Consider the following 22,055-nt stretch of genomic DNA (forward strand, 5'->3'; position numbering starts at 1 on the left):
CGAAGGGATTACTATGAGACAGATTAAATTGGGAGCAGATAGAATCTATTTTGGCGAAGATGCCGTCAAGGCACTTGCCGAGTTGCCTGCCGTTCGTAAGCGTGCGTATATTGTCATGAGCGGCACCATTCAGGAGGAGCTCGGCCAGCTCAAGGTTGTGACAGATGTCCTGGAATCGGCTGGTTTCGCTTGGAAATCAAACACAAATGTTGAGCCGGAGCCCTGCTGGGAATCGGTACGTCAGGGTGTCGAGGAGATGCGTGAATTCGAACCCGACTGGGTGATTGGCTTCGGTGGCGGATCCGCTATGGATGCCGCAAAGGCCATGTGGGTCTTTTACGAGAATCCCCAATACAAGTCTCTTGAGGAAGTTATGCCCCCGGCGCCATTGGAGCTTCGCAAGAAGGCACGCGTTTGTTGTATCACTACGAGTGCTGGTACTGGCTCAGAGTGTACAAGGGCCGCGCTCATCAAAGATCCTGTTCAAAAGAGAAAGTACTCTGTGCGGGAGTACACGGGGAAACTGATTCCGGACGTTGCGATTCTCGACCCAATCTTCTCGGTCACCATGCCTCGTCGCGGTACCGTGGGATGCGGGATGGATGCTCTCACGCATGCCATCGAATCGTATGTGACTCCGCTTGCCAATCCATTCTCCGATGCTCAGGCAATCGGAGCGTGGATTTATGGCTACCGTGCACTTCCCATCTGCGCGAACGAGCCCGATAATCTGCAAGCACGTGGGGACATGCTCGCAGCGTCATGCTTGGCAGGAATCTCGTTTTCAAACTGTGCGCTTGGAATATGTCATGGGGTGGCGCACACGTTTGGAGCGACGTATGGAATTCCCCACGGCCTTGCGAATGCTGTAGCGCTCCCGTACTCGATTGATTTTAATGCAAACCATGATAGTCATGCGAGGAAGCGCTACGAGGAACTCGCTACGTTTGTCGGCAAAAATGATTTGAAGAAAACAATCATCGATCTCAGGAGGCAGCTCGACGTTCCCGCAACAATGAAGGAGCTTGTTCCTGACGAAGGTACGTTCAATACCGACTTCGATACCCTCGTCCAGAAAGTACTCACGGATGTCGCGACTCCTGCAAACCCAGTAAAGATTACTGAGGAATATGCAAGCGAGATGCTTCGGCGAGTCTACTACGGCGAATAGACAAATCCCATCCATCGTACGTAAGCTTTAGCAAGGAGAGAGCCATGAAGATTACGAGCGTGGACGTCATTCGGACTTTCAAGGAGCCTTCCATCCCAGCTGAGGTTGCCGTGGGCAACGTCCCTTGGCATCCCGTGTTCGTGAGGATTAACACCGACGAGGGGATTTCCGGTCTCGGTGAGGTCGGCGTTGCGTACGGCAACGCTCAAACTGCTGGCTTTGGCATGGCAGTCGATTTTGCAAAGTGCATCGTTGGGCTGAACCCTATGAACAACGAGCAAATATGGGACAGGCTTCACCGACTCACGTTTTGGGGCATGGGCAACGGTGGCGTCATCATGGCAGGCATCTCAGGCATAGATATTGCGCTGTGGGACATTAGGGGAAAGGCCCTCGGAGTTCCCGTCTATCAATTGCTGGGAGGCAAGACCAACACCAAGCTTCGTGCATATGCCTCTCAACTTCAGTTTGACTGGGGAAAGGTGTCAAAATCTCTTGCGAAGCCTGAAGAGTATGCAGAGGCAATGCAGAAAGCAATGGCTGATGGCTTTGATTGTGTAAAGGTTGATCCAGTTGGATTTGACAAGAACGGTGTGTGGATGGGCCGGTCAAGCAGGGGCATCCTTCAGCGCGATCAGATGGATTTGGCAGTCAAGCGCGTTGAAGCGATGCGCGAAGTCGGACCTGATGTGGATATCATTATTGAACTGCATGCACTCACGGATGCCACCACGTCTGTTCAGCTCGGAAGAGAACTCGAAAAACTCGGCTGCTTCTATTACGAGGAGCCAACTCAACCGCTGAATCCCAAGCTCTTCCGCGAAATTCACGATAAGGTAAGCATCCCGATTGCCACGGGTGAGAGGGTCTACACGCGCTGGGGTTACAGACCATTCTTCGAGGACCATTCAATTAATATCATTCAACCTGACCTCTGTAACGTCGGAGGTATCACTGAGGGTAAGAAGATTTGCGACTACGCCCATGTCTACGACATCGGCGTTCAGGTCCACTGCTGTGGCGGGCCAGTCTCTGCAAGTGCTGCACTTCAGCTTGAGGCCGTTATCCCTAACTTCGTGATTCACGAGCTTCATGCATCGGCACTGATTGAAGACAACATCCGGCTTTGCAAGAACGATTACGTTGCAAAGGGTGGGTACTTTGAGGTGCCCGAGGAACCCGGAATCGGTCAAGAGCTTACGGACTATGCGCTGTCTAATGCAGATGTGGTCACGGTTAAATAGGACTACCTGTTAAAAAAATAATTATAGCGGCATGACCTGGGTAACGGACTTTGGTTACGTTGCCCGGGTTACTCATCTGTTCCGCAAGTAGTCTTGAGATAGGAAATAGCCCCAGTTCTTTAGAAGAGGGCCCTTCTCGTACTGACATGCTTAAAGTTGAAACATATTCAGGATAAATGTTCGAGAGAGGGGGTGGCGAGGCAAATGACAATGAAAAATACTCTAAATAGTCCAAAGCAATGGCGGATACCTCTCTTCTAGAGAAGTTACAAAGGCATGGATACCTCGGCGGGAACTCTCAGAAGCTGTCGAGGGTGGGATAATAATCCAAATTGATCGTGGCCTCTACGCTATGCCAGAGACGTGGGAAGATTCCTTGGTTGTGACGCAGTGCCGCTATGCGCGAGGGATTTTTGCCGACAATTCTGCATTGTGGCTTCAGGATCTCTCCGAGCGAGCGCCTCTCTCACTATGACTTTTCTTCGAAGTTGCAACAAGTCGTCGGCAAAGGCTGCGGGCATAATTTGCCATCGTGCGCCACCAAAGTACTCGAACTCGGCATTTGTAGCGCGATTACCCCCCATGGCAACGCCGTGTGTGCGCATGACGCAGAGAAGTCACTATGCGATGTGGTGCGTGGGCAGAGAACCGCGGACCTCCAGATTGTGATTCCGGCAATGCGCATGTACATAGGTAGCGACAGATGCGATCCGCCAAAGCTTATAGCATATTCCAGGCATCTTGGAGTTGGGAGAAAGATTAGCGGGTACTTGGAGGTGCTGCTGTGAGGACCATCAACGTGACTTCTCCCCTAGGAGTTTCCCGTTGCGTCCGTGTCCCCTTTGCCTGAGAACTGACGCCAGGCGGTATTCTTTGTTGCCACGACAACATTCCTTTTCGCCACAGCGGGGCACCATTGCCTTGTCACCGTAAGAGAGGAGTGTCGCGTATGAATGAGACCGCGGGACACACATTTGATATTGCCGCAGACAATCCGCCTGTCGCGGGCTGCACGGTTTCGCATCCGGTTTGGGAGGCCGGTGGAAACGGCCTCTCGTACTTTAGCCTTGGCGCCGGGACCGACATCAGCGCCGAGCTCTACGACTATCACAGGCTGGAGCTCGTTGTTGCCGGCGAGGCGCAGATCACGGGTGCCGCACCTGCCGTTGCCGCTGCGGGCCAGGCAGTGGTCACGCCCACGAATGTCCCCGTGGGCATGCGCGCCGAGAAGGATACCGTTTACGTTGAGCTTTCGCTCGAGAAGGGAACCACCATGAACAACGTCATCAAGCCAGGCGAGGCGTTCACTCTAAAGGACCTCATCCCTTACCAGGACGGGCGCATCGTGAACATGGACCTGGCACACAACGACAGCATGAAGTTCGTGCTCATGAGCTTCGATGCCGGCACCGGCCTCTCCGAGCACGCCGCCCCTGGTGATGCCCTCGTGTTTGCGCTGGACGGCGAGGCAACCATCACCTACGAGGGCGTCGAGAACCTCGTCCGCGCTGGACAGACCTTCAAGTTTGATGCAGGCGGCCGTCACGCCGTGCGCGCTGACAAGCGCTTCAAGATGGCGCTGCTGGTCACGCTGGCGTAGGGCCATACGTCAGGTCACGCTGAGCTAAAATCCAACACATAACAACGTAATATCCGAGAAAAACGTCGAGTTTCGGCCCGTGAGCATCGGTGGGGGAGCCCGTCGGCACCAGCGAGGAGCCCGTCGGCATCTGCGGGGGAGCCCGCTGGCGCCGGTGAGCTCTTCCGCCGCCAGCGGCACCCGCGTCCCTACCCCTCCGGAATCGGTACCAGCACGTTCACGTGGAAGACGTCTCCGTCGCTGCTAAAGGTCACGGTGCCACCGTACTTCTCGGCAACGTCGCGCATGGAGCGCGTCCCCAGGCCGTGCCCGGTGGGGTCGGCGGCCGTGGTCTTTGGCAGCCCGTCGACCATGGTTACGGTGCCGTCGAAGTAGTTGGTCACGTTGAGCGTGAGCATGCCGCCCGTTCGCCTAGCCACCAGGCCAATCGCGCGCTTCTCGGGGTCGTCTACCTTGCGTACGGCGTCCAGAGAGTTGTCGAGGGCATTTCCAACCAGCGAGTAGATGTCGACCGGGTCCATGAATGCCAGCGCGGATCCGTCGGCGATGCACGAGAGCGTGATGCCCTCGCGCTCGCACACCAGCCCCTTCACAAAGAGCAGTGCGTCCAGGGCGTCGTTTCCGGTCCTTAGCCGCAGCTCGGACATGCGCGTTTCGCTCGCCAGCTCTTTGAGCTTTGCCGTGTCCGCCCCACCCTCACGTGCTGCTGCGCGCACGTGCTGACGCATTGCCTCCATGCGCGCGTTCACGGCCTCGACACTCTCGCGCATGAGGGTGTAGTGGGTCTCCTGATCTGCGTCCATGCGCTCCAGGGTGGCAACGTCGGACTCCAGCTGGCGCGAGTAGAGCATCTCAAACTCCAGCACCAGCGAGAAGACGCATATCACGTCGTGCACGGCACGCAGCACCATCACAAACAGCACGGGAATACCGGCGTTGAGCAGGTATTTGTTTTCCATGTCAAAGACAATGGCGATGAGAACCACCAGCGCCAGCACCAGAAGGATCTTCTTGTTTTCTATCTCCACCAGACCGTTCTTGTGAATTGGCCGCACAAACAGCCAGTAGCACACAGGGTAGACCACTGCCATTCCCAACAGGTTAAGGGGCAGGAAGAGCGGGCTTGCCATGTTGGTTCCCGTTCCCTCGGCAAGCAGGAATGCCGAGTAGGTCACGCAGCTTGCCAGGTTCTGGATGATGTAGCCCGCCGTCGCACAAAAGAGTGCCGTCCAGATGGACACCTCAAAGCAGAAGGCCAGCGCCGCAACCATAACTGCCAGCATGGCCACAAAGTCTAGGGCCTCCGCCAAGAAGGAGACCAGCCGCGGCGAGAAGACCGAGACAATCAGCGAGTTCCTATAGAGCGCAAACGACACAAGCGCCAGAGCCGCATACGACGCTACGGCTCGCGCCACAACGTGGCTGCGCGGGGGAAGAATCGTCGTGAACAGCCCTACGGCAATCGCAAGCTGGGCAGATATGGTTACCGCAAGGACGAGGGCCGCCCTTGTCATGACGGCAATAATGGTTGCGCTCACCTACGCCCCACCCCCTTGGCCGGCAGCGGGACAATCACATCGAGGCGAAAGAGGTCGCCCTCGGTGCTGGTGGTGATCGAGCCCCCGTAGCGCTCTACAACAGCGCGCATGTGCCGCGCGCCAAAACCGCGGGCATCCTGGCGCCTCTGCGCAAGCGGTAGCCCGTTCGAGAGCCGCACGTCTCCGCGGAAGTAGTTCTCCACGTGTGCACTCACCATGCCGCCGGTGCTTCTCACCGTGAGGTCGATCACGCGCTTGTCCGGGTCATCAAGCTTCTCGACGGCCTCTATTGCGTTGTCGACGGCATCGCCAAAGAGCGAGTAGATGTCCGCCGGTGCCATAAAGGAGAGCGCGTCCCCGTCGGCCACGCAGCCAAGGGCAATGCCCTCGCGCTCGCATATCAGGCCCTTCTCGGTGAGCACCGTGTCTAGGGCAACGTTTCCGGTCTTCACAGCGGCGTCATAGACGCTCAGCTGGCGCTCGAGGTCATCGAGCGCATCGGCGCCAACAAAGTCCAGTGCCTCCAGATCGCGCAGCTGGTGGCGGATGTCGTGCATGCGCACGTTGATTGCCTGCACGTTGGAGCGCGAAGCTTCCAGCCCCTTGGCATCGTCGGCGCGGGCGCGCTCCATGGCGGCAACGTTTGTGCGCAGACTCCTCGTGTAGAGCAGCTCAAACTCGACGGTAAGCATGAACACGCAGGATATGCCGTGAATCACCCGCAGAAGCACCACGTCGCCGGTGCTTGCGCCGAGGGCAGGCAGGGACTTGTTCACAAGGTCAAAAGCAATCACCACGAGAAGAACCGCGGCAACCACAACAAGCATCGCGTGATCCTCGACATCCGCAAGTCCGTGGCGCCGTACCGGGAGCGCAAATGCTAGGTAGCCCAGGAGGTACACAATGCAGGTAACTGCCGCCGTCTCCGCAAGCTCCAGCGGGATGGTTCTCTCGCCCAAGGTGAAGACCAGAAGGCCCTCTGCGCCACTTGCGAGGTTCTGGAGCGTATAGCCCGCCGTGGCAAAGAAGAGCGCCACCCACACCGAGGTGTCGAAGAGGACGAGCAAAACCGGCACAGCCAGCACGAGCACCATCGAGAAGAGAACAAACTCCGCGAGCACACGCGCAGGCCCCACCGTGGTAGATATGCCGGTGGCTCCCGCCACGGCAACCCCCACAAGGGTTAGGGCAACCCCTGTCGCAACCAGCCCGACCAAGCGCGCCCAGAAGTGGGAGCGGCGGGGGAGCGACCACGCAAAGATGAGCATGGCAAAGGCAATCTGGGCCACGGTCGCCACCGCGCTAGCAGCGAGCTTGGCGTCCATCAGATGCTTCCGCCCAGGTACTTGGCTATCTCGTCCACTGCGGCGCGGCGACGCGAGCGGCTAAAGAAGTACGTCTCGCCTGTGGTGGTGCGCACCTCCGAGCCAGTCACGGTGCGCACGTATGCCATGTTAAGCAGGCAGCTGTTCGAGATGCGCACGAAGGGCGCCTGAGAGAGGTCCTCCTCGGTCTTCGAGAGGCTGCCACGCACCACATAGGTGTTGCCGTCTGCAAGGTGGTAGACCAGGCTGTGGTTGGAGACCTCGACGGCCACAAGCTCTGCTGCCGGAATCACACGCAGGCCGTCGTGGGAGGTTACCACCACGTTCATGCCGGAGTTGCGCTTCAAGATGCGCATCGCCTTGTCCATGCGCATCTTGAAGTTGTAGTACGAGACGGGTTTCACCACAAAGTCCAGGGCGTCGACCTCGTAACCGCGTACCGCATACTGCGCGAGGTTGGTCACAAAGATGATGGGCGTCTCGGAGTCGTAGGTGCGGATGAGCGTAGCCGCCTCCATGCCGTTGATTCCGGGAAGCCCAATGTCCATGAAGATGAGATCGAACTTCGCGTCTCCCGAGGTTGCGCCCAATGCCGAGCGCTCCCAGCTCACCTGGAACTCCAGGTTATTCTCGCGCGCATAGCGCTCCAGGCTGTGGCGAAGCGTCTCGGCCTCGCGTTCGTCGTCCTCGACCATGAGTATGCGATACATGCCACCCCTCCATTCCCCCAGAACATGGTACGCGAAGGAGGGGATTTGCGCGACTCGAGCGGGCGGGCAGCGGGCGCAGAGTTGGGCACGCGTCGGCGCGGGCAAAGTGCAGACCGCGACCCAGTTTTGACGGATTACGACCTTTGGGGCGCGGGCTTGTTTGGCGCCCCTACTGTTACGACTGGAAGGGGTTCTCCCGTCACGTTGGAGGCCAGGCCGCAGCTGGCGCTCACCCTTTGGGTGGGCCATTCGTGGCACGTGGCAGACCGAATGTGCCACTTTTCCCCGGCGTGACGGGTGGGGCAATAGAGTTGAGGCAGTTGAGGGCGCACAGCGGCGCCATGAATACGAGGGAGCGGGTTCGATGAAGCACGCGGATCTTATCGGAAAGATGACGCTGGAGGAGAAGTGCGCGCTTCTCCAGGGGGCTACGACCTTTGGGAGCTGGGGCTCCGAGCGCCTCGGCATCCCCGTCATGGAGTTCTCCGACGGCCCCAACGGCCTACGCCACCAGCTTGGCGCGGCAGACCACCTGGGCATCGCGGGCTCCGAGCCCGCCACTTGCTTCCCTACAGCGGTCACGGTTGCCAACACCTGGGATGAGGCGCTGGGCGAGAGGATCGGCGAGGCGCTGGGCGAGGAGGCCGCAGCGCAGGGCGTAGGCACGCTTCTGGGGCCCGGCCTCTGCATGAAGCGCTCGCCGCTCTGCGGGCGCAACTTTGAGTACTTCTCCGAGGACCCCTATCTTGCGGGCAAGATGGCCGCCTCCTATGTGCGCGGCATTCAGTCCAAGGGCGTCGCGGCCTGCCCCAAGCACTTTGCCGCCAACAGCCAGGAGACGCGCCGCCAGGCGTCCAACTCGGTGGTCGACGAGCGCACCTTGCGCGAGAACTACCTCACTGCCTTCGAGATCGTGGTGCGCGAGTCCCACCCCAAGTCGATCATGAGCTCCTACAACCTGATCAACGGTACTTACGCCAACGAGAACCGCCACCTTCTTCGTGACATTCTGCGCGGCGAGTGGGGCTTCGACGGCGCGGTGATCACGGACTGGGGTGGATCGAACGACCACGTTGCCGGCGTGGAGGCGGGCTCCACCTTCGAGATGCCCGCGCCCGGCATGGACTCGGTACGTCAGCTGGTTGCCGCAGTGCACTCCGGCCGCCTCTCCGAGGAGGTGCTGGACGGCTGCGTGGACGATGCGCTTGAGCTGGTGCTTTCCACGCATCCGGCTGTCGAGGGCGCCGCGGGCGAGTTTGACAAGGCCGCCCACCATGCGCTTGCGCGCAAGGCTGCGGCCGAGGGTGCCGTGCTTCTCAAGAACGAGGGATCGCTGCTGCCGCTTGCCGCCGGGACCAAGGTGGCCCTCGTGGGCGACTTTGCCCGCGAGCCGCGCTACCAGGGAGCCGGCTCCTCTGCCGTCAACTGCACACAGGTCGACGACATTCTCGACATGGTGGGGGAGAGCGGCCTCACGCTGGTTGGGTACGAGCAGGGCTTCCTTCGCCACGGCGGCGAAGACGCCGCCAAGCGCGACGCCGCCGTCGAGCTGGCGCAGCACGCCGACGTTGTCATTGCGTGCCTGGCGCTTGACGAGATTGCGGAGTCCGAGGGCGCGGACCGTCGCAACATGCGCCTGAACGACAACCAGATCGAGCTCCTTCACGCAATCTCGCAGGTGAACCCCAATGTGGTCGTGCTCCTCTCGGCCGGCTCCTGCGTCGAGACCGACTGGGTGGCAGACGCCCGCGCGGTGCTCTACCTTGCGCTTGGCGGCCAGGCCGGCGCTGGCGCGGCACTTGACCTGGTGTCCGGTCGCGTGAACCCCTCCGGCAAGCTCACCGAGACCTGGCCCAAGCGTCTGGCCGACACGCCCACGGCGGACCGCTTCCCGGCGCAGGGCATGAGCGCCGAGTACCGCGAGGGCATCTACGTGGGCTACCGCTACTACCAGACGGCGGGCGTCGAGGTTGCCTACCCGTTTGGCTATGGCCTCTCGTACACGAGCTTCTCGTACAGCGACCTCACGGTGACATCCGAAAGCGTGACCTTCACGCTTACCAACGACGGTGACCGTGCGGGCACCGAGGTCTGCCAGCTCTATGTGTCCAAGCCCAAGCACCAGGTGTTCCGTGCAGCCCAGGAGCTCAAGGGCTTTGCCCGCGTGGAGCTTGCCGCGCATGAGAGCAAGCAGGTGAGCATTGCCCTGGATGACAAGGCGTTCCGTTACTTCAACGTTGCCACCGACGCCTGGGAGGTCGAGGGCGGCACATACGAGCTGCGCGTTGGCGCTTCGAGCGAGGATATTCGCCTTGCTGGGACCGTCGAGGTAGAGGGCACCGATGCAGCCAACCCCTACGCCGGCGTCGACGTGACGCCCTACGAGACGGGCAAGGTGCAGAGCATAGACGACGCGCACTTCGCGGCGCTTCTCGGCCATCCCATCCCCAGCCCCGAGGTGCGCATCGACCGCAACATGTGCTTCTGCGACCTCAACCACGGTCGCTCGCCCATCTTCTGGATTGTGTGGCTGGTGCTTGCGGCCATGAAGCGCGCGGCCGACGCCTCGGGCAAGCCAAACCTCAACGTGCTGTTCATCTGGAACATGCCGCTGCGCGCGCTGGCCAAGATGACCAACGGCATGGTCTCGGTGGGCATGGTTGACGCCATCGTGCGCGAGGTCAAGTGGTGGGGCCTCGCAGGGATCGTGCCGGCGCTTCTCGTCAAGCTTGCGACCGGTGAGGGCTTCATCCTGGTGTGGTTCCTCTGGTTTGTCGTGCCGATTCTTCTCGCCTTTGTCGCTAACCTTATCGGCAACGCGCGTACTAACGGGGCGCTTGCCTCGGCAAGCAAGTAGCTCCTGTGTGTTGACCGTGCCGTCGGGTGGGGCGGCGCGGCCGCGTGTGGAAGTAGGTTGATCGGCCGGGTGGCCGGGAAGGAAGGGACAAGTCAATGAGCTTCAAGACCTGGACCGAGGAGCACAAGACGCTCTGGCAGTTCATCAAGTTCAACGTGCTGTCGAACATCTCCACCATCACGCGCTTTGTATGCACGTGGGTGGGCACGGCAATCTTCATCAACGGCATGCAGCTCAACAGCCCGTTCAAGTTCTGGCTGTTTGACTACACCACCGCCGGCTCGAACTACCTGGGTGGCTTCATCACGTTCCTCATCGCCGAGGTGCTGGCGCAGGTCGTGAACTTCTTCGTGCAGATGTTCTGGGTGTTTGACTCCGAGACCTCGTTTAAGGACGCCGCCTGGAAGTACGCGCTGCTTGCCGTGCTCATTGTGGTGGTCAACCTGATCCTGCCGAGCTACGTGACGGCCTTCTGCCAGGGCACCTTTGGCTGGGACGCGGGTCTTTCCGGCACCGTGGCGTCCTTTGTGAACACGCTGGCAGCCGTCGTCGTGAGCTTCCCGCTGCTCAAGTTCTGGATCATGCCGGACTCCAAGGACAAGAAGGCCGAGGCCAAGGAGGCGTAGCGGATTCCGTAGTGTCGCGGCGTTACGACGGCTTATCAAGGTGGCCCGCCCTGATTATTACGGGGCGGGCCACCTTCTTTGGGGAAAATGGCGAGTTACGTCCTTCTTGGGTACTAACCTATCGCTTCTTGGTGATTGAACGTACGACAAGCAGGAGAGCCACAACCACTATGGCAACGCACGCAATAATCAGTGGCTCAGGCGCACCCAGGCCTGCGTATTTCATAGCCTCGCCTCCTAGTTGGCATACGTGTGCAGGGTTGTGCCTTCCATCAGTGCCTGGAGAACTGCTACTGTCGATCCCATTCCGCCCACAGTGTCAACATTCAACCGATAAGTTGCGTGGGTACTCCCCCAATTGAAGCTCTCTCCCGAAACTGTGCAGAGGAAAGTGGTATAGGAAGGGCTATGAGCGTTAGTAATTGCGTGGTTACTAATAGTGATATAAAAATGGCGGTAGATTATAGGGGAGTTGTAGTAAATCTCCCAGTTGCCAGATGCGTTGTCATAGTATGAATCCCACAACGGGCGAATCGCCGATGCTGGGCGAATACCGATTTCTGCCGTCCTGCCATCAGAGAGATAAACAGTCTCTGACTGTGGCTGATTCAGCTCGAGATCAAAGGTTGCTTCGACTGTCTCTCGACCATCGGGCTCACTTGCATTTGCAACGGCTGGCCCACACATGCCGCCAAGAAAAACTGTCAGAGCCAGAGTGAAAAGAATGCAATACCTACGTCTGTATTGATTCATCCGTGCCTCCTGACATAAGAGATTGCCTGCGTCATGACAAATGGTGCAAGTAACAGAGGGGCTTCCCGGCTAGTTTGTCTTGTGTAGCGCCTGGCCCCATTGGCCAGGTGCTTGTATTTGGGGTTCATCACCTCCTGCAACGATTGTAATGTCTGCCGTTCTCGTGCTCGACGCGCTCTCGGTTAGCGTTTGATGCTGGACTCCTTGCGGCGTAGGTATCACTAATTCAGCAGGGCGGGGCCTTTCCTCCTCACTTCTCCGCCTCCGCCCCCACCCCCGCCCCTCTCCACCGTTCCATTCTTTATCGGTATCTGAGAGTTGGCGCTCTCGCCAACTGGGCAAACGTGGCTCCTCTTGCACAGAAACCGATAAAGAACGAAGGGCGGAAATGAGAGGGGAGGAGAGGAGGCTAGGGGAAGGCGGCGGCTGACCGTACGAATTGTTGCCGCGACGTGTGCGAGAAGGTCTCGGCTGTGCTCCGGGGCATCGCTTAGCTAAACTCAAAGGCTGGCTAAAATTGTCTGCGAGAAACGGCATCTACTGCTTGCCCGCAGAGTCGGCCACCAAATACGCAAGCAACAACGAGGGGAGCCACCTCACATGGCATCCAACTCCATAGTCATACGCGGCGCCCGCGAGCACAACCTGCAGAACGTCGACGTGCGCATCCCGCGCGACAAGCTCACGGTTATCACGGGCCTCTCTGGCTCGGGCAAGTCGAGCCTCGCGTTCGACACCATCTACGCCGAGGGCCAGCGTCGCTACGTCGAGAGCCTCTCGAGCTACGCCCGCCAGTTCCTGGGCAAGATGGACAAGCCCGACCTTGACTCTATCGATGGCCTCTCGCCGGCGGTCTCCATCGATCAGAAGACGACGTCGAGAAACCCGCGCTCCACGGTGGGCACTGTCACCGAGATCTACGACTACCTGCGCCTACTCTTTGCGCGCGTGGGTGTGCCCCACTGCCCGGAGTGCGGACGCGTGATCGAGCGCCAGACAACCGACCAGGTTGCCGACAAGGTCCTGGCGCAGGGGCAGGGTCGTCGTGCGCTGGTGCTTGCGCCTGTGGTCCTCGGCCGCAAGGGCGAGTACACCAAGCTCTTCGAGGACCTGCGCCGCGAGGGCTTTAGCCGCGTGCGCATCGACGGCGAGGTCCGCGAGCTCGACGGCGAGGTCCGTCTCGAGAAGAAGCTCAAGCACACGGTCGAGGTCGTAGTGGATCGCATCGTGATTCGCGAGAACTCCCTCAACCGTATTGTTGAGGCCATCGAGCAGGCGACCAAGCTGGCCGCCGGCAAGGTGGGCGTCTACCTCCTGCCCGACCGTGATGACCCCGAGGCCATGCCCGGGGAGCTGTTGCAGTACTCGCTGGCCCTGGCCTGCCCCATCCACGGGCACTCGATCGACGACCTGCAGCCGCGCGACTTCTCGTTCAACGCGCCCTATGGCGCCTGCCCCGACTGCGACGGCCTGGGGTTCCGCAAGGTCGTGGACGCCGAGGCCCTTATCGACGACCCCTCGCTCTCCGTTGCCGGTGGCGTCTTTGGGTCGATTTTCGGGCACTCCAACTACTACCCGCAGATTCTCTCCGCCGTCTGCGCGCACCTTGGCGCCTCGGACCAAACGCCCTGGAAGGACCTGCCAAAGAAGGTGCAGAAGGCACTTCTCGACGGTCTGGGCACCACCAAGATTCGCGTGGACTACCGCACCCGCGATGGCCGCAACACGCACTGGTTCACCACGTACTCCGGCGTGCGCAAGATTCTCTTCGACAAGTACCAGGAGACCACCTCGGAGACCATGAAGACGCACCTCGAGCGCTTCATCCACGAGGTGCCCTGCCCCACGTGCCACGGAGCGCGCCTGAAGCCCGAAATCCTGGCCGTTACGGTGGGCGACAAGAACATCAACGAGGTCTGCGACCTCTCATGCCGTGACTGCCTGGCCTTCTTCGAGGCGCTCGAGATTCCCGAGCGCCAGCAGGCAATCGCCGGTCCCATCGTGAAGGAGGTCAAGGCGCGCCTGCGTTTCATGGTGAACGTGGGCCTCGACTACCTCACGCTCAGCCGTGCCGCGGCGACGCTTTCTGGCGGAGAAGCGCAGCGCATCCGCCTTGCCACCCAGATTGGCGCCGGTCTCATGGGTGTGCTCTACATCCTGGACGAGCCGTCGATCGGCCTTCACCAGCGCGACAACGACCGCCTCATCGCAACTCTCAAGAGCCTGCGTGACATGGGCAACACGGTGATTGTGGTCGAGCACGACGAGGACACCATCCTCGCCGCGGATTACGTGATCGACATGGGTCCCGGCGCAGGCGAGCTGGGCGGACACGTGGTAGCCGCCGGAACGCCACAGCAGATCGAGGCGAACCCGGACTCCCTTACCGGCGCATACCTCACAGGGCGACACCAGATCCGTCTTCCGGAGGAGCGCCGCAACCCCGGACGCGGTGCGATCAAGATTACGGGTGCCAGCGCGAACAACCTCAAGAACGTAACCGCCAAGGTCGAGCTGGGCACGCTCACCGTGGTCACAGGCGTCTCGGGCTCGGGCAAGAGCTCGCTCGTCACCGACACGCTGGCGCCGGCGCTCACCAACGCGGTCCAGCGCTCCAAGCGTCCCGTTGGCCCGTACAAGAAGCTTGAGGGCGTCGAGCTCGTCGACAAGGTCATCGATATTGACCAGAGCCCTATCGGTCGCACGCCGCGCTCCAACCCCGCAACCTACATCGGTCTCTGGGATGACCTTCGCGCCCTCTTTGCCTCCACGCCCGAGAGCCGCGCGCGCGGCTACAGTCCCGGTCGCTTCTCGTTCAACGTGCCTGGCGGCCGATGCGAGGCGTGCAAGGGCGACGGACAGATCAAGATCGAAATGAACTTCCTGCCCGACGTCTACGTGCCCTGCGAGGTCTGCCACGGCAAGCGCTACAACAGGGAGACGCTCGAGGTCACCTACCACGGTAAGTCCATCTCTGACGTGCTGGTCATGACGGTGAACGAGGCCCTGGCCTTCTTCACCAACATCCCGCGCATTAAGAACAAGCTGCAGACCCTGCACGATGTGGGGCTGGGTTACATCCACCTGGGTCAGAGTGCTACCACGCTCTCCGGCGGGGAGGCTCAGCGGGTGAAGTTGGCCAAGGAGCTCCACCGCCAGCAGACGGGCAAGACCTTCTACATCCTCGACGAGCCCACGACGGGCCTACACTTCGAGGACGTCCGCCAGCTCATCGACGTGCTCGAGCGCCTGGTGGACGCCGGCAACACCGTCCTTGTCATCGAGCACAACCTCGACGTGATCAAGATGGCCGACCGTGTGCTCGATCTTGGTCCCGAGGGCGGAGATGGCGGCGGTACCATCGTGGCCTACGGCACGCCCGAGGAGGTCGCCAAGGTCCCCCAGAGCTACACGGGCCGCTACCTGGCCCGCATTCTCGAGCGCGACCGCGCACGACTGGCGGCGGGGGAGGAGTAGCCATGGCAAAGCGCGAGAAGTTCCAGAAGACCAACGCCATGCGCGAGCTTGAGCGCGCGGGCGTCTCCTTCACGTACCAGGAGCTCGAGGAGGACGACCTCACGCGAGGTCTGGGCCTGCGCATGGCGCTCGAGGCCGGCGTCGACCCGGCGTCCTCGTTCAAGACGCTGATCACGGTGGCGTCCTCCGGCACCTACGTGGTGTGCTGCATTCCCGTGGGCGAGGAGCTCGACTTCAAGAAGGCAGCGGCTGCGGCTGGCGAGAAGAGCCTCTCGATGCTTCCCACCAAGGAGCTCGAAGGTCTCACGGGCTACGTGCGCGGGGGCTGCTCGCCCGTGGGCATGAAGAAGCGTTTTCCCACGCTCATTGACGAGACGGCCCAGCTCTTCGACACGATTGGCATCTCGGGCGGCAGGCGTGGGCTCTCCCTGCGCCTTGCCCCCGATGACCTTCTCGCCTTCTGCGACGCCAAGTACGCTGACATCTGCCGAGAGGAGACCAGGTGAGCGACACGCAAGGCTGGACGCCGAAGCACATGGCTACCGGCGAGAAGCGACCTGCGCCTAGCGTGACGGGTGAGACTTCCACGGGCAGCAAGGCGGCCGAGTCCACCAAGAACCAGGTTGGCCGCAACGCCGCCCTCATGAGCTTCCTCGTTATCGTAAGCCGCATCACGGGCTTCTTCCGTACCTGGGGCCAGAGCTTCGCGCTTGGTGCCGGGATGGTGGCTAGCTGCTACTCCGTGGCCAACAACCTGCCCAATCAGCTGTACGAGATTGTCGTAGGCGGCATGCTGGTCACGGCGTTTTTGCCGGTCTACATGTCGGTCAAGCAGCGCGAGGGCGAGGAGGGCGCCAGCCGCTACACGTCGAACCTCGTCTCCATCGTCACGCTGCTCATGGGAGCCGTGGCCGTTCTCGGGTTCATCTTTGCTGCGCAGCTCGTGTGGACGCAGTCCTTCTCGGCTACCAGCGACTTTGACGCGGACTTCGCCACCTACCTCTTTAGGTTCTTCGTGGTGGAGGTCGTGCTCTACTCGCTCTCCTCGATCTTCTCGGGCGTGCTCAACGCCGAGAGGGACTACTTCTGGAGCAGTGCCAGCTCGATTTTCAACAACTTTGTCATCACCGCGTCGTTCTTGCTCTACGCGGCGCTGGTGAACGTGAACCCCACGCTGGCCACGCTGATTCTGGCCATTGGCAACCCTGCCGGCGTGGCCGTGCAGGTGCTGGTCCAGATGCCGTCACTTCGCAAGCACGGCATCCACCTCACGTGGCACATCGACTGGCACGACCCGGCGCTCAAGGATACGCTCTCCATTGGCATTCCCTCGCTGGTGGTCATGATCACGTCGTTTGTCACCACGTCGGTGCAGCAGAGCACATCGCTTTCCGTCTCGGTTTCTGGCGCATCCGTCATCTACTACGCGCGTCTGTGGTACACGCTGCCCTACGCCATTCTCGCCGTCCCCATCACCACGGCCATGTTCACCGAGCTCTCCGACCGCTTTGCGCACAACGACATCGACGGCTTCAAGCGCGGCGTCACCTCCGGCATGAGCCAGATCCTCTTCTTCATGGTGCCGTTTGGCATGTACCTCATTGCCTTCTCCATGCCGCTGGCGTCGCTCGTTGCGGCTGGCAAGTTCACCGCCGACCAGCTCTCCATGACTGCTGCCTACATCTGCGGCCTTGCTTGCGCGCTGCCGTTCTACGGCATTGGCATGTACTTCCAGAAGGTGACCTCGTCCATGCGCCAGATGAGGGTCTACGCGCTGGCAAACGTCGTGGGCGGTGCCGGGCAGGTTGCCGAGCTGTTGTTGCTCAACCCCGTATGGTTCGGCGAGACGGGCTCCATGTTTGTGATTGCGCTGACGTCCTTTGTCTTCTTCCTGCTCGTCGACGTTGTGACCATCGTGAACCTGCGTTCCTCGCTGGGGCGCGTGGGCTTTGGCTCGGTGCTGAAGTCTTTCGTGAAGTCGGTCGTCTTTGGGCTGGCGGGCGCCGGTGCGGGCATTGCGATCCTCTGGGCACTCTCGTCGTTTGTTGGTAGCTGCGAGGGGCACACTTTCCTGGCGCTGCTGTACTGCGCAGTGGCGGGCATCCCCTCTGTGCTGGTCACGTATGGCCTTGCCATCCTGTTCAAGGTGCCCGAGGCGCACTTCATCAAGTCCGTTCTCGCCCGCTTCACGCGCCGGCGCGGATGAGACAAAGGGACTGTCCCTTTGTCTCATAACGGTCGCCGGAGGGCACGTTTTGTTGCAGCTTGCATCATGGAGGCCTTTCCGGCGACTAATAATCGCCGATGGGCGTCAAATGGCGAAAAACGCAACAAAACGGGGCTTCCGGCGACTCGAGCACGAGCCCTCGCGCCCTGCCGCTGTACTCTCCCCATATGAATGGAGCGTTAACGCTCTGTGAGCGATGGCCGTACGCTGCCCTGTGCACTTTAGTATGCTAAAGTGACAACGCACGAGAAGGACAACGCACGAGAGACGACGGCGCGCCACACAACGCGCGCGGCAATTTCCGTCGTGGCAGAGCGGTATGCTCTACGTACGAAAAGGGGAGAGGGGCAGGCGTGATAGCAGGCACACCAAGCGGGTTCCGTGACATCCTTCCTCAGGAGGCGCTCGCGCGCGAGCGCATCTCCGGCATCGTGCGCGAGGTCTTCTCGTCGCATGGATACCTTCCGGTTGAGACGCCGCTCTTGGAGTCGCGCGACGCCCTCGAGCGGGCCGGCCGCATCAAGGGCCTGCCGTTCCAGCTCTTCGACGTGGACGGGAGCCTCCTCACGCTGCGCCCGGATCTCACGCTGCCCATCGCGCGCATGGTCGCCACGCGCGTGAGCCCGGACCGCCTGCCCGTGCGCCTTCGCTACGAGGCGCCCGTCGTGCGCGAGGAGTCCTCGCTCAAGGGCCAGCCGCGCCAGTTCACGCAGCTAGGCGTGGAGCTTGTGGGTGGTGATGGCGCCGCCGCCGAGCACGAGGTCGTGGACCTTCTCGCCGAGACGCTCGTCGCGCTTGACGTGCCCGCGTGGCGCATCGTGCTGGGCTCTGTCAAGCCGCTCAAGGCCCTGCTCGACACCTGCGCACCCAGCGCGCGCTTCCGCGAGGAGGCACTTGCCCTGGTGCACGACTCAGACTTTGTCTCTCTGGACGAGCTGGTCGAGAAGGCCGCTGCAGCAGGGGAGCTGGAGCCCGCCGCGGCACGCGCCATCTGCCGCATCCCGCGCCTGGTGGGCGGCACCGAGGTGGTCCCCGCGCTCAACGCGCTGCTCGACGAGGCGGGTGTCGAGAAGGACGCCCGCGGCACCGCGGAACTCTCGCATCTGGTTGACTCGCTCTCGGACCTCTTTGCCGATGGCCGCGCCTCCTTTGACTTCTCGATCATCAACTCCTTCGACTACTACACGGGCATCATCTTCAAGGGCTACGCCGAGGGCATCGCGGCCTCGCTTGCCTCTGGCGGCCGCTACGACGCGGTTCTCACCAACTTGGGGCGTGAAGGCACTGCTGCCTGCGGCTTTGCGCTCTCGCTCGAGCGCCTGCAGGAGATTCTGGGCGAGCCGGGAGAGTCGGGCGTGGTCACCCCCGGCGTGAGGCTTGCCGAGAGGCCCCTGCGCATTGCCGTCCCCAAGGGGTCGCTCCTCAAGGACACCATCCGCGTCCTGGAGGCTGCGGGGCTGCCCGTGGAGGGCCTGCGTGACCCCGGCCGCCAGCTCACGGTGCGCGAGGGCGACGTTGAGTACGTGATCGTGCGCGCCCAGGACGCGCCTGCCTTCGTGGGCCACGGCGGCTGCGACTGCGGCATCTGCGGGCGTGACTCGCTCGTGGAGGCCAACATGGACGTGCTCCAGCTCGTCGACCTGGGCTTTGGCGGCTGCCGCTTTGTGGTTGCCGAGCCGCGCTCCAAGGCGGGCCTCGCCGAGCGCAACTACGCCTGGCGCGGCACCGTGCGCGTGGCCACCAAGTACCCGCGCATCACGCAGGCCTACTACGACTCAATTGGCCAGCAGGTGGACATTGTGACCCTGCACGGAAACATCGAGCTTGGCCCCATCGTGGGCATGACCGACCGCATCGTGGACATCACGGCAACGGGAACCACGCTCCGCGAGAACGACCTGGTTGTGGTGGATGAGGTCATGGAGTGCGCCGCCCGCTTCTTCGCGGGCCCGGCCGCATACCGTTGCGACAAGAGGATTCGCGACCTGGCGACTCGTCTCGCCGAGGTCGCGGGAGGGGAGTAGCTTTGAGAAGGATCACGCTTGCCGCCGGACAGGTGCTCACGCAGGCAGACCTCAATCGCTCGGGGGCGCTTCCTCGTGAGGTGATGGAGAGCGCCGCAGCCATCGTGGATGACGTGCGCGAGAGGGGCGACGCAGCCGTTCGCGAGTATTGCCAGCGCTTCGACGGCGCCTGCCCCAGCGAGTTCCGCGTCCCGCAGGAGCTGGTGGACGCTGCCCCCAGCATAGTGGATGCGGAGTTCCTCTCGTCCCTGCGCCGCGCCTACCGCCAGATCCGCGAGTTCCACGAGCGCCAGCGCGAGAACTCCTGGTTCGAGACGCGCCCCGACGGCACCATCCTGGGCGTCAAGGTGACGCCGCTCGACTCCGTGGCCATCTACGTGCCCGGCGGCCGCGCGCAGTACCCCTCGACCGTGCTCATGGACGCCATCCCGGCAAAGGTGGCCGGCGTGGGTCGCGTTGTCATGGTGACGCCGCCCCAGCACGACGGCACGCTCTCTGCCTATACCTTGGCCGCGGCCTCCGTGGCTGGCGTCGACGAGGTCTACGCCGTGGGAGGTGCCCAGGCGATTGGCGCTGTGGCATACGGCACCGAGTCCATCCCCCGCGTCGACAAGGTCGTGGGTCCCGGCAACGCCTACGTGGCGGCCGCCAAGCGCCACGTCTCCGGTGACGTGGGCATCGACATGATCGCCGGCCCGTCCGAGGTCTGCGTCCTGGCGGATGCCTCGGCGGACCCCGTTGTGGTTGCGGCGGACCTCATGGCCCAGGCCGAGCACGACCCCATGGCTTCCTGCTACCTCGTGACCTGCGACCCCGCGCTTCCGGACCGCGTTCTCGACGCCGTGGAGCGCTTGGTCTCGCAGAGCCCGCGCGAGAAGATCACCCGCGCCTCGCTTGACGACCGCGGCGTGGTGGTTGTTGCCGCAACGCTGGCAGACGCCGTGGAGGCCGTGAACGTGGTGGCGCCGGAGCACCTCGAGCTGCACTGCGAGGACGCCATGTCGCTCCTGGGCTCGGTGCGCAATGCGGGCGCCATCTTTGTGGGCGCCTGGAGCTCGGAGCCCCTGGGCGACTACGTTGCCGGCCCCGATCACACGCTTCCCACCGGCGGCACGGCGCGCTTCTCCAACCCCCTGGGCGTCTACGACTTCCAGAAGCGCTCGAGCGTTATCTCCTACACGCCGCAGGGTCTTCTTGCGGATGCTCCTGCCGTCCAGGCCATGGCCCAGGCCGAGGGCCTCTGGGCGCATGCGCTCTCCGCTGGCCTGCGCGTGAAGCTGGCCAAGGAGGGCGAGAGGGGCTTCGCGGATGCCTCTGCTGCCTGCGAGGATGCCACGCACGCCGCGTGGCCGCGCACGCTCGACGAACCGGGCGTGCCCAAGCTGCCGGGATACGAGGGATAGGGGAGAGATGACAGGCATCACACCAGAGGTCCGCGCGCTCATGCGGCCGTCCGCGGCGGCGCTCGAGCCCTACGACCCGGCCTTCTCGCCCGTCGATGTGATCCTCTCGGCAAACGAGAACAACTACGGCATCCCGCCCGAGGTGGCGCCGGTGCTCGCCAAGGCCGTGACCGAGGCCGCCTGGAACCGCTACCCCGTGCCCCTTGGCGGCGAGCTGCGCAACCAGCTTGCCGCGTGGCATGGCGTGGCGCCCGAGCAGGTGATTGTTGGCAACGGCGGCGACGAGCTGCTCTTCAACCTCTTCCTGGCGTTTGGCGGCGCGGGGCATGCCCTTGTGAGCTGCCCGCCCACCTTCTCGGTCTACGGCCTCTACGCTTCCATGGTCGAGACTCCCGTGGTGGAGGTTCCGCGCGAGAAGGACTTTGCCCCCAACGTGGACGCGCTGGTAGAGGCCGCGCGCACGGCGACGCTCGTGGTCGTGACCTCGCCCAACAACCCCACGGGCGACCTCTTCCCTCGCGAGGGCGTGCGCAGGCTCTGCGAGGCGTGCCCGGGCATCGTGCTTGTGGACGAGGCCTACATCGAGTTCGCAGACCCGGGCTCGACCGTCGAGGACCTGCTTGACGAGTACCAGAACCTGGCCGTGCTGCACACCTTCTCCAAGGCGTTTGCGCTGGCAGGTGCCCGTGTGGGCTACGTGCTGGCAAGCCCTGCGGTGGTGGCGGCGCTTGCCGCCGTGCGGCAGCCCTACTCGGTGAGCGTGCTCGACCAGGCCGCAGCCCTTGCCGCCGTCACGCACCGCGACGCGTTCCAGCCTGCCATCCAGGCCATACGCCAGGACCGCGGTCGCCTCTCCAACATGCTGGGTGGCCTCGCGCCGCTGGACGTGCGCGTGTGGCCCAGGCAGGCAAACTTCCTCTGCGTCCGCGTGCCGCACGCCCACGAGGTGTGGTGCCGCCTGCGCGACGAGCACTCCATACTGGTGAGGGACTTCTCGTCCACGCCCGGCCTCGAGGACTGCCTACGCATCACCGTGGGCAAGCCCGAGGAGAACGACCTTGTGGTCGCGGCACTCACGTCCATCCTGAAGGGGGAATGAC

At 62.2% G+C, this 22,055-nt stretch carries 16 protein-coding genes; 12 read left to right on the plus strand and 4 right to left on the minus strand.

From position 1 onward, the window contains the following. Positions 1–13: 13 nt before the first annotated feature. From NVS32_RS06500 to NVS32_RS06510, 4 genes are all read left to right on the plus strand, one after another. Positions 14–1,171 (plus strand): iron-containing alcohol dehydrogenase, encoded by a 1,158-nt coding sequence (locus NVS32_RS06500; RefSeq protein ID WP_258499092.1) that lies wholly within the window; start codon positions 14–16, stop codon positions 1,169–1,171. 44 nt (positions 1,172–1,215) lie between these two features. Next, positions 1,216–2,415 carry a mandelate racemase/muconate lactonizing enzyme family protein gene (locus NVS32_RS06505; protein ID WP_032111503.1) on the plus strand — a complete coding sequence of 400 codons (1,200 nt, stop codon included), beginning with the start codon at positions 1,216–1,218 and terminating at the stop codon, positions 2,413–2,415. 280 nt (positions 2,416–2,695) lie between these two features. Next, on the plus strand, positions 2,696–2,890 hold the full coding sequence (locus NVS32_RS11040) for a hypothetical protein (protein WP_353615717.1): 195 nt from the start codon (positions 2,696–2,698) through the stop codon (positions 2,888–2,890). 474 nt (positions 2,891–3,364) lie between these two features. After that, positions 3,365–4,015: a cupin domain-containing protein gene (locus NVS32_RS06510; protein ID WP_258499093.1), complete on the plus strand. Its 651-nt coding sequence runs from the start codon at positions 3,365–3,367 to the stop codon at positions 4,013–4,015. Between the two features lie 188 nt (positions 4,016–4,203). Here NVS32_RS06510 and NVS32_RS11045 read toward each other — a convergent pair whose 3' ends face one another. Genes NVS32_RS11045 through NVS32_RS06525 form a run of 3 tightly spaced genes read right to left on the minus strand, consistent with a single transcriptional unit; the run spans position 4,204 to position 7,588 of the window. Continuing rightward, complete coding sequence (locus NVS32_RS11045; RefSeq protein ID WP_258499094.1) at positions 4,204–5,553, minus strand: ATP-binding protein; 1,350 nt, start codon at positions 5,551–5,553, stop codon at positions 4,204–4,206. Beyond that, positions 5,550–6,878, minus strand: coding sequence for an ATP-binding protein (locus NVS32_RS06520; RefSeq protein WP_258499095.1), 1,329 nt, complete (start codon positions 6,876–6,878; stop codon positions 5,550–5,552). Before NVS32_RS06520 ends, NVS32_RS11045 begins: the two co-directional genes overlap by 4 nt. Next, positions 6,878–7,588, minus strand: coding sequence for a LytR/AlgR family response regulator transcription factor (locus tag NVS32_RS06525; protein WP_059054830.1), 711 nt, complete (start codon positions 7,586–7,588; stop codon positions 6,878–6,880). Before NVS32_RS06525 ends, NVS32_RS06520 begins: the two co-directional genes overlap by 1 nt. A 364-nt stretch (positions 7,589–7,952) precedes the next feature. Here NVS32_RS06525 and NVS32_RS06530 point away from each other — a divergent pair, with 364 nt between their 5' ends. Both NVS32_RS06530 and NVS32_RS06535 read left to right on the plus strand, forming a co-directional pair. Then, on the plus strand, positions 7,953–10,445 hold the full coding sequence (locus NVS32_RS06530) for a glycoside hydrolase family 3 C-terminal domain-containing protein (protein ID WP_258499096.1): 2,493 nt from the start codon (positions 7,953–7,955) through the stop codon (positions 10,443–10,445). 95 nt (positions 10,446–10,540) lie between these two features. Further along, a complete protein-coding gene (locus NVS32_RS06535; RefSeq protein ID WP_258499097.1) occupies positions 10,541–11,071 on the plus strand; it encodes a GtrA domain-containing protein in 531 nt (176 codons plus the stop codon). Between the two features lie 237 nt (positions 11,072–11,308). Here NVS32_RS06535 and NVS32_RS06540 read toward each other — a convergent pair whose 3' ends face one another. Next, on the minus strand, positions 11,309–11,824 hold the full coding sequence (locus NVS32_RS06540) for a DUF5626 family protein (RefSeq protein WP_143712640.1): 516 nt from the start codon (positions 11,822–11,824) through the stop codon (positions 11,309–11,311). 600 nt (positions 11,825–12,424) lie between these two features. Here NVS32_RS06540 and uvrA point away from each other — a divergent pair. The 6 genes from uvrA to hisC all read left to right on the plus strand — a co-directional run bounded on the left by uvrA (position 12,425) and on the right by hisC (position 22,054). Beyond that, the gene (gene uvrA, locus NVS32_RS06545) at positions 12,425–15,301 is read left to right on the plus strand and encodes an excinuclease ABC subunit UvrA (protein ID WP_258499098.1); all 2,877 of its coding nucleotides are present in this window, start codon (positions 12,425–12,427) and stop codon (positions 15,299–15,301) included. 2 nt (positions 15,302–15,303) lie between these two features. Next, a complete protein-coding gene (gene ybaK, locus NVS32_RS06550; protein ID WP_258499099.1) occupies positions 15,304–15,807 on the plus strand; it encodes a Cys-tRNA(Pro) deacylase in 504 nt (167 codons plus the stop codon). Next, positions 15,804–17,507, plus strand: coding sequence for a murein biosynthesis integral membrane protein MurJ (gene murJ / locus NVS32_RS06555; protein ID WP_258499100.1), 1,704 nt, complete (start codon positions 15,804–15,806; stop codon positions 17,505–17,507). The genes ybaK and murJ overlap by 4 nt, the downstream gene beginning before the upstream one ends. Positions 17,508–17,881: 374 nt before the next feature. Beyond that, complete coding sequence (gene hisG, locus NVS32_RS06560) at positions 17,882–19,552, plus strand: ATP phosphoribosyltransferase (protein ID WP_258499101.1); 1,671 nt, start codon at positions 17,882–17,884, stop codon at positions 19,550–19,552. Between the two features lie 2 nt (positions 19,553–19,554). Next, positions 19,555–20,955, plus strand: a complete 1,401-nt coding sequence (gene hisD, locus NVS32_RS06565; protein ID WP_258499102.1) for a histidinol dehydrogenase — start codon at positions 19,555–19,557, stop codon at positions 20,953–20,955. Positions 20,956–20,962: 7 nt separating this feature from the next. Further along, positions 20,963–22,054 (plus strand): histidinol-phosphate transaminase, encoded by a 1,092-nt coding sequence (gene hisC / locus NVS32_RS06570; RefSeq protein WP_258499103.1) that lies wholly within the window; start codon positions 20,963–20,965, stop codon positions 22,052–22,054. Position 22,055 lies beyond the last annotated feature (1 nt).

This window comes from Tractidigestivibacter montrealensis (genome assembly GCF_024741235.1).
Classification (GTDB): domain Bacteria; phylum Actinomycetota; class Coriobacteriia; order Coriobacteriales; family Atopobiaceae; genus Tractidigestivibacter; species Tractidigestivibacter montrealensis.

Excerpts from the sequence above, each read along its gene's own strand:
- NVS32_RS06535 (WP_258499097.1), top strand. The coding sequence starts at position 10,541 with ATGAGCTTCAAGACCTGGACCGAGGAGCACAAGACGCTCTGGCAGTTC.
- NVS32_RS06530 (WP_258499096.1), top strand. The coding sequence starts at position 7,953 with ATGAAGCACGCGGATCTTATCGGAAAGATGACGCTGGAGGAGAAGTGC.
- NVS32_RS06520 (WP_258499095.1), bottom strand. The coding sequence starts at position 6,878 with ATGGACGCCAAGCTCGCTGCTAGCGCGGTGGCGACCGTGGCCCAGATT.
- NVS32_RS06540 (WP_143712640.1), bottom strand. The coding sequence starts at position 11,824 with ATGAATCAATACAGACGTAGGTATTGCATTCTTTTCACTCTGGCTCTG.
- NVS32_RS06505 (WP_032111503.1), top strand. The coding sequence starts at position 1,216 with ATGAAGATTACGAGCGTGGACGTCATTCGGACTTTCAAGGAGCCTTCC.
- ybaK (WP_258499099.1), top strand. The coding sequence starts at position 15,304 with ATGGCAAAGCGCGAGAAGTTCCAGAAGACCAACGCCATGCGCGAGCTT.
- hisC (WP_258499103.1), top strand. The coding sequence starts at position 20,963 with ATGACAGGCATCACACCAGAGGTCCGCGCGCTCATGCGGCCGTCCGCG.
- uvrA (WP_258499098.1), top strand. The coding sequence starts at position 12,425 with ATGGCATCCAACTCCATAGTCATACGCGGCGCCCGCGAGCACAACCTG.
- NVS32_RS06500 (WP_258499092.1), top strand. The coding sequence starts at position 14 with ATGAGACAGATTAAATTGGGAGCAGATAGAATCTATTTTGGCGAAGAT.
- NVS32_RS06525 (WP_059054830.1), bottom strand. The coding sequence starts at position 7,588 with ATGTATCGCATACTCATGGTCGAGGACGACGAACGCGAGGCCGAGACG.
- NVS32_RS06510 (WP_258499093.1), top strand. The coding sequence starts at position 3,365 with ATGAATGAGACCGCGGGACACACATTTGATATTGCCGCAGACAATCCG.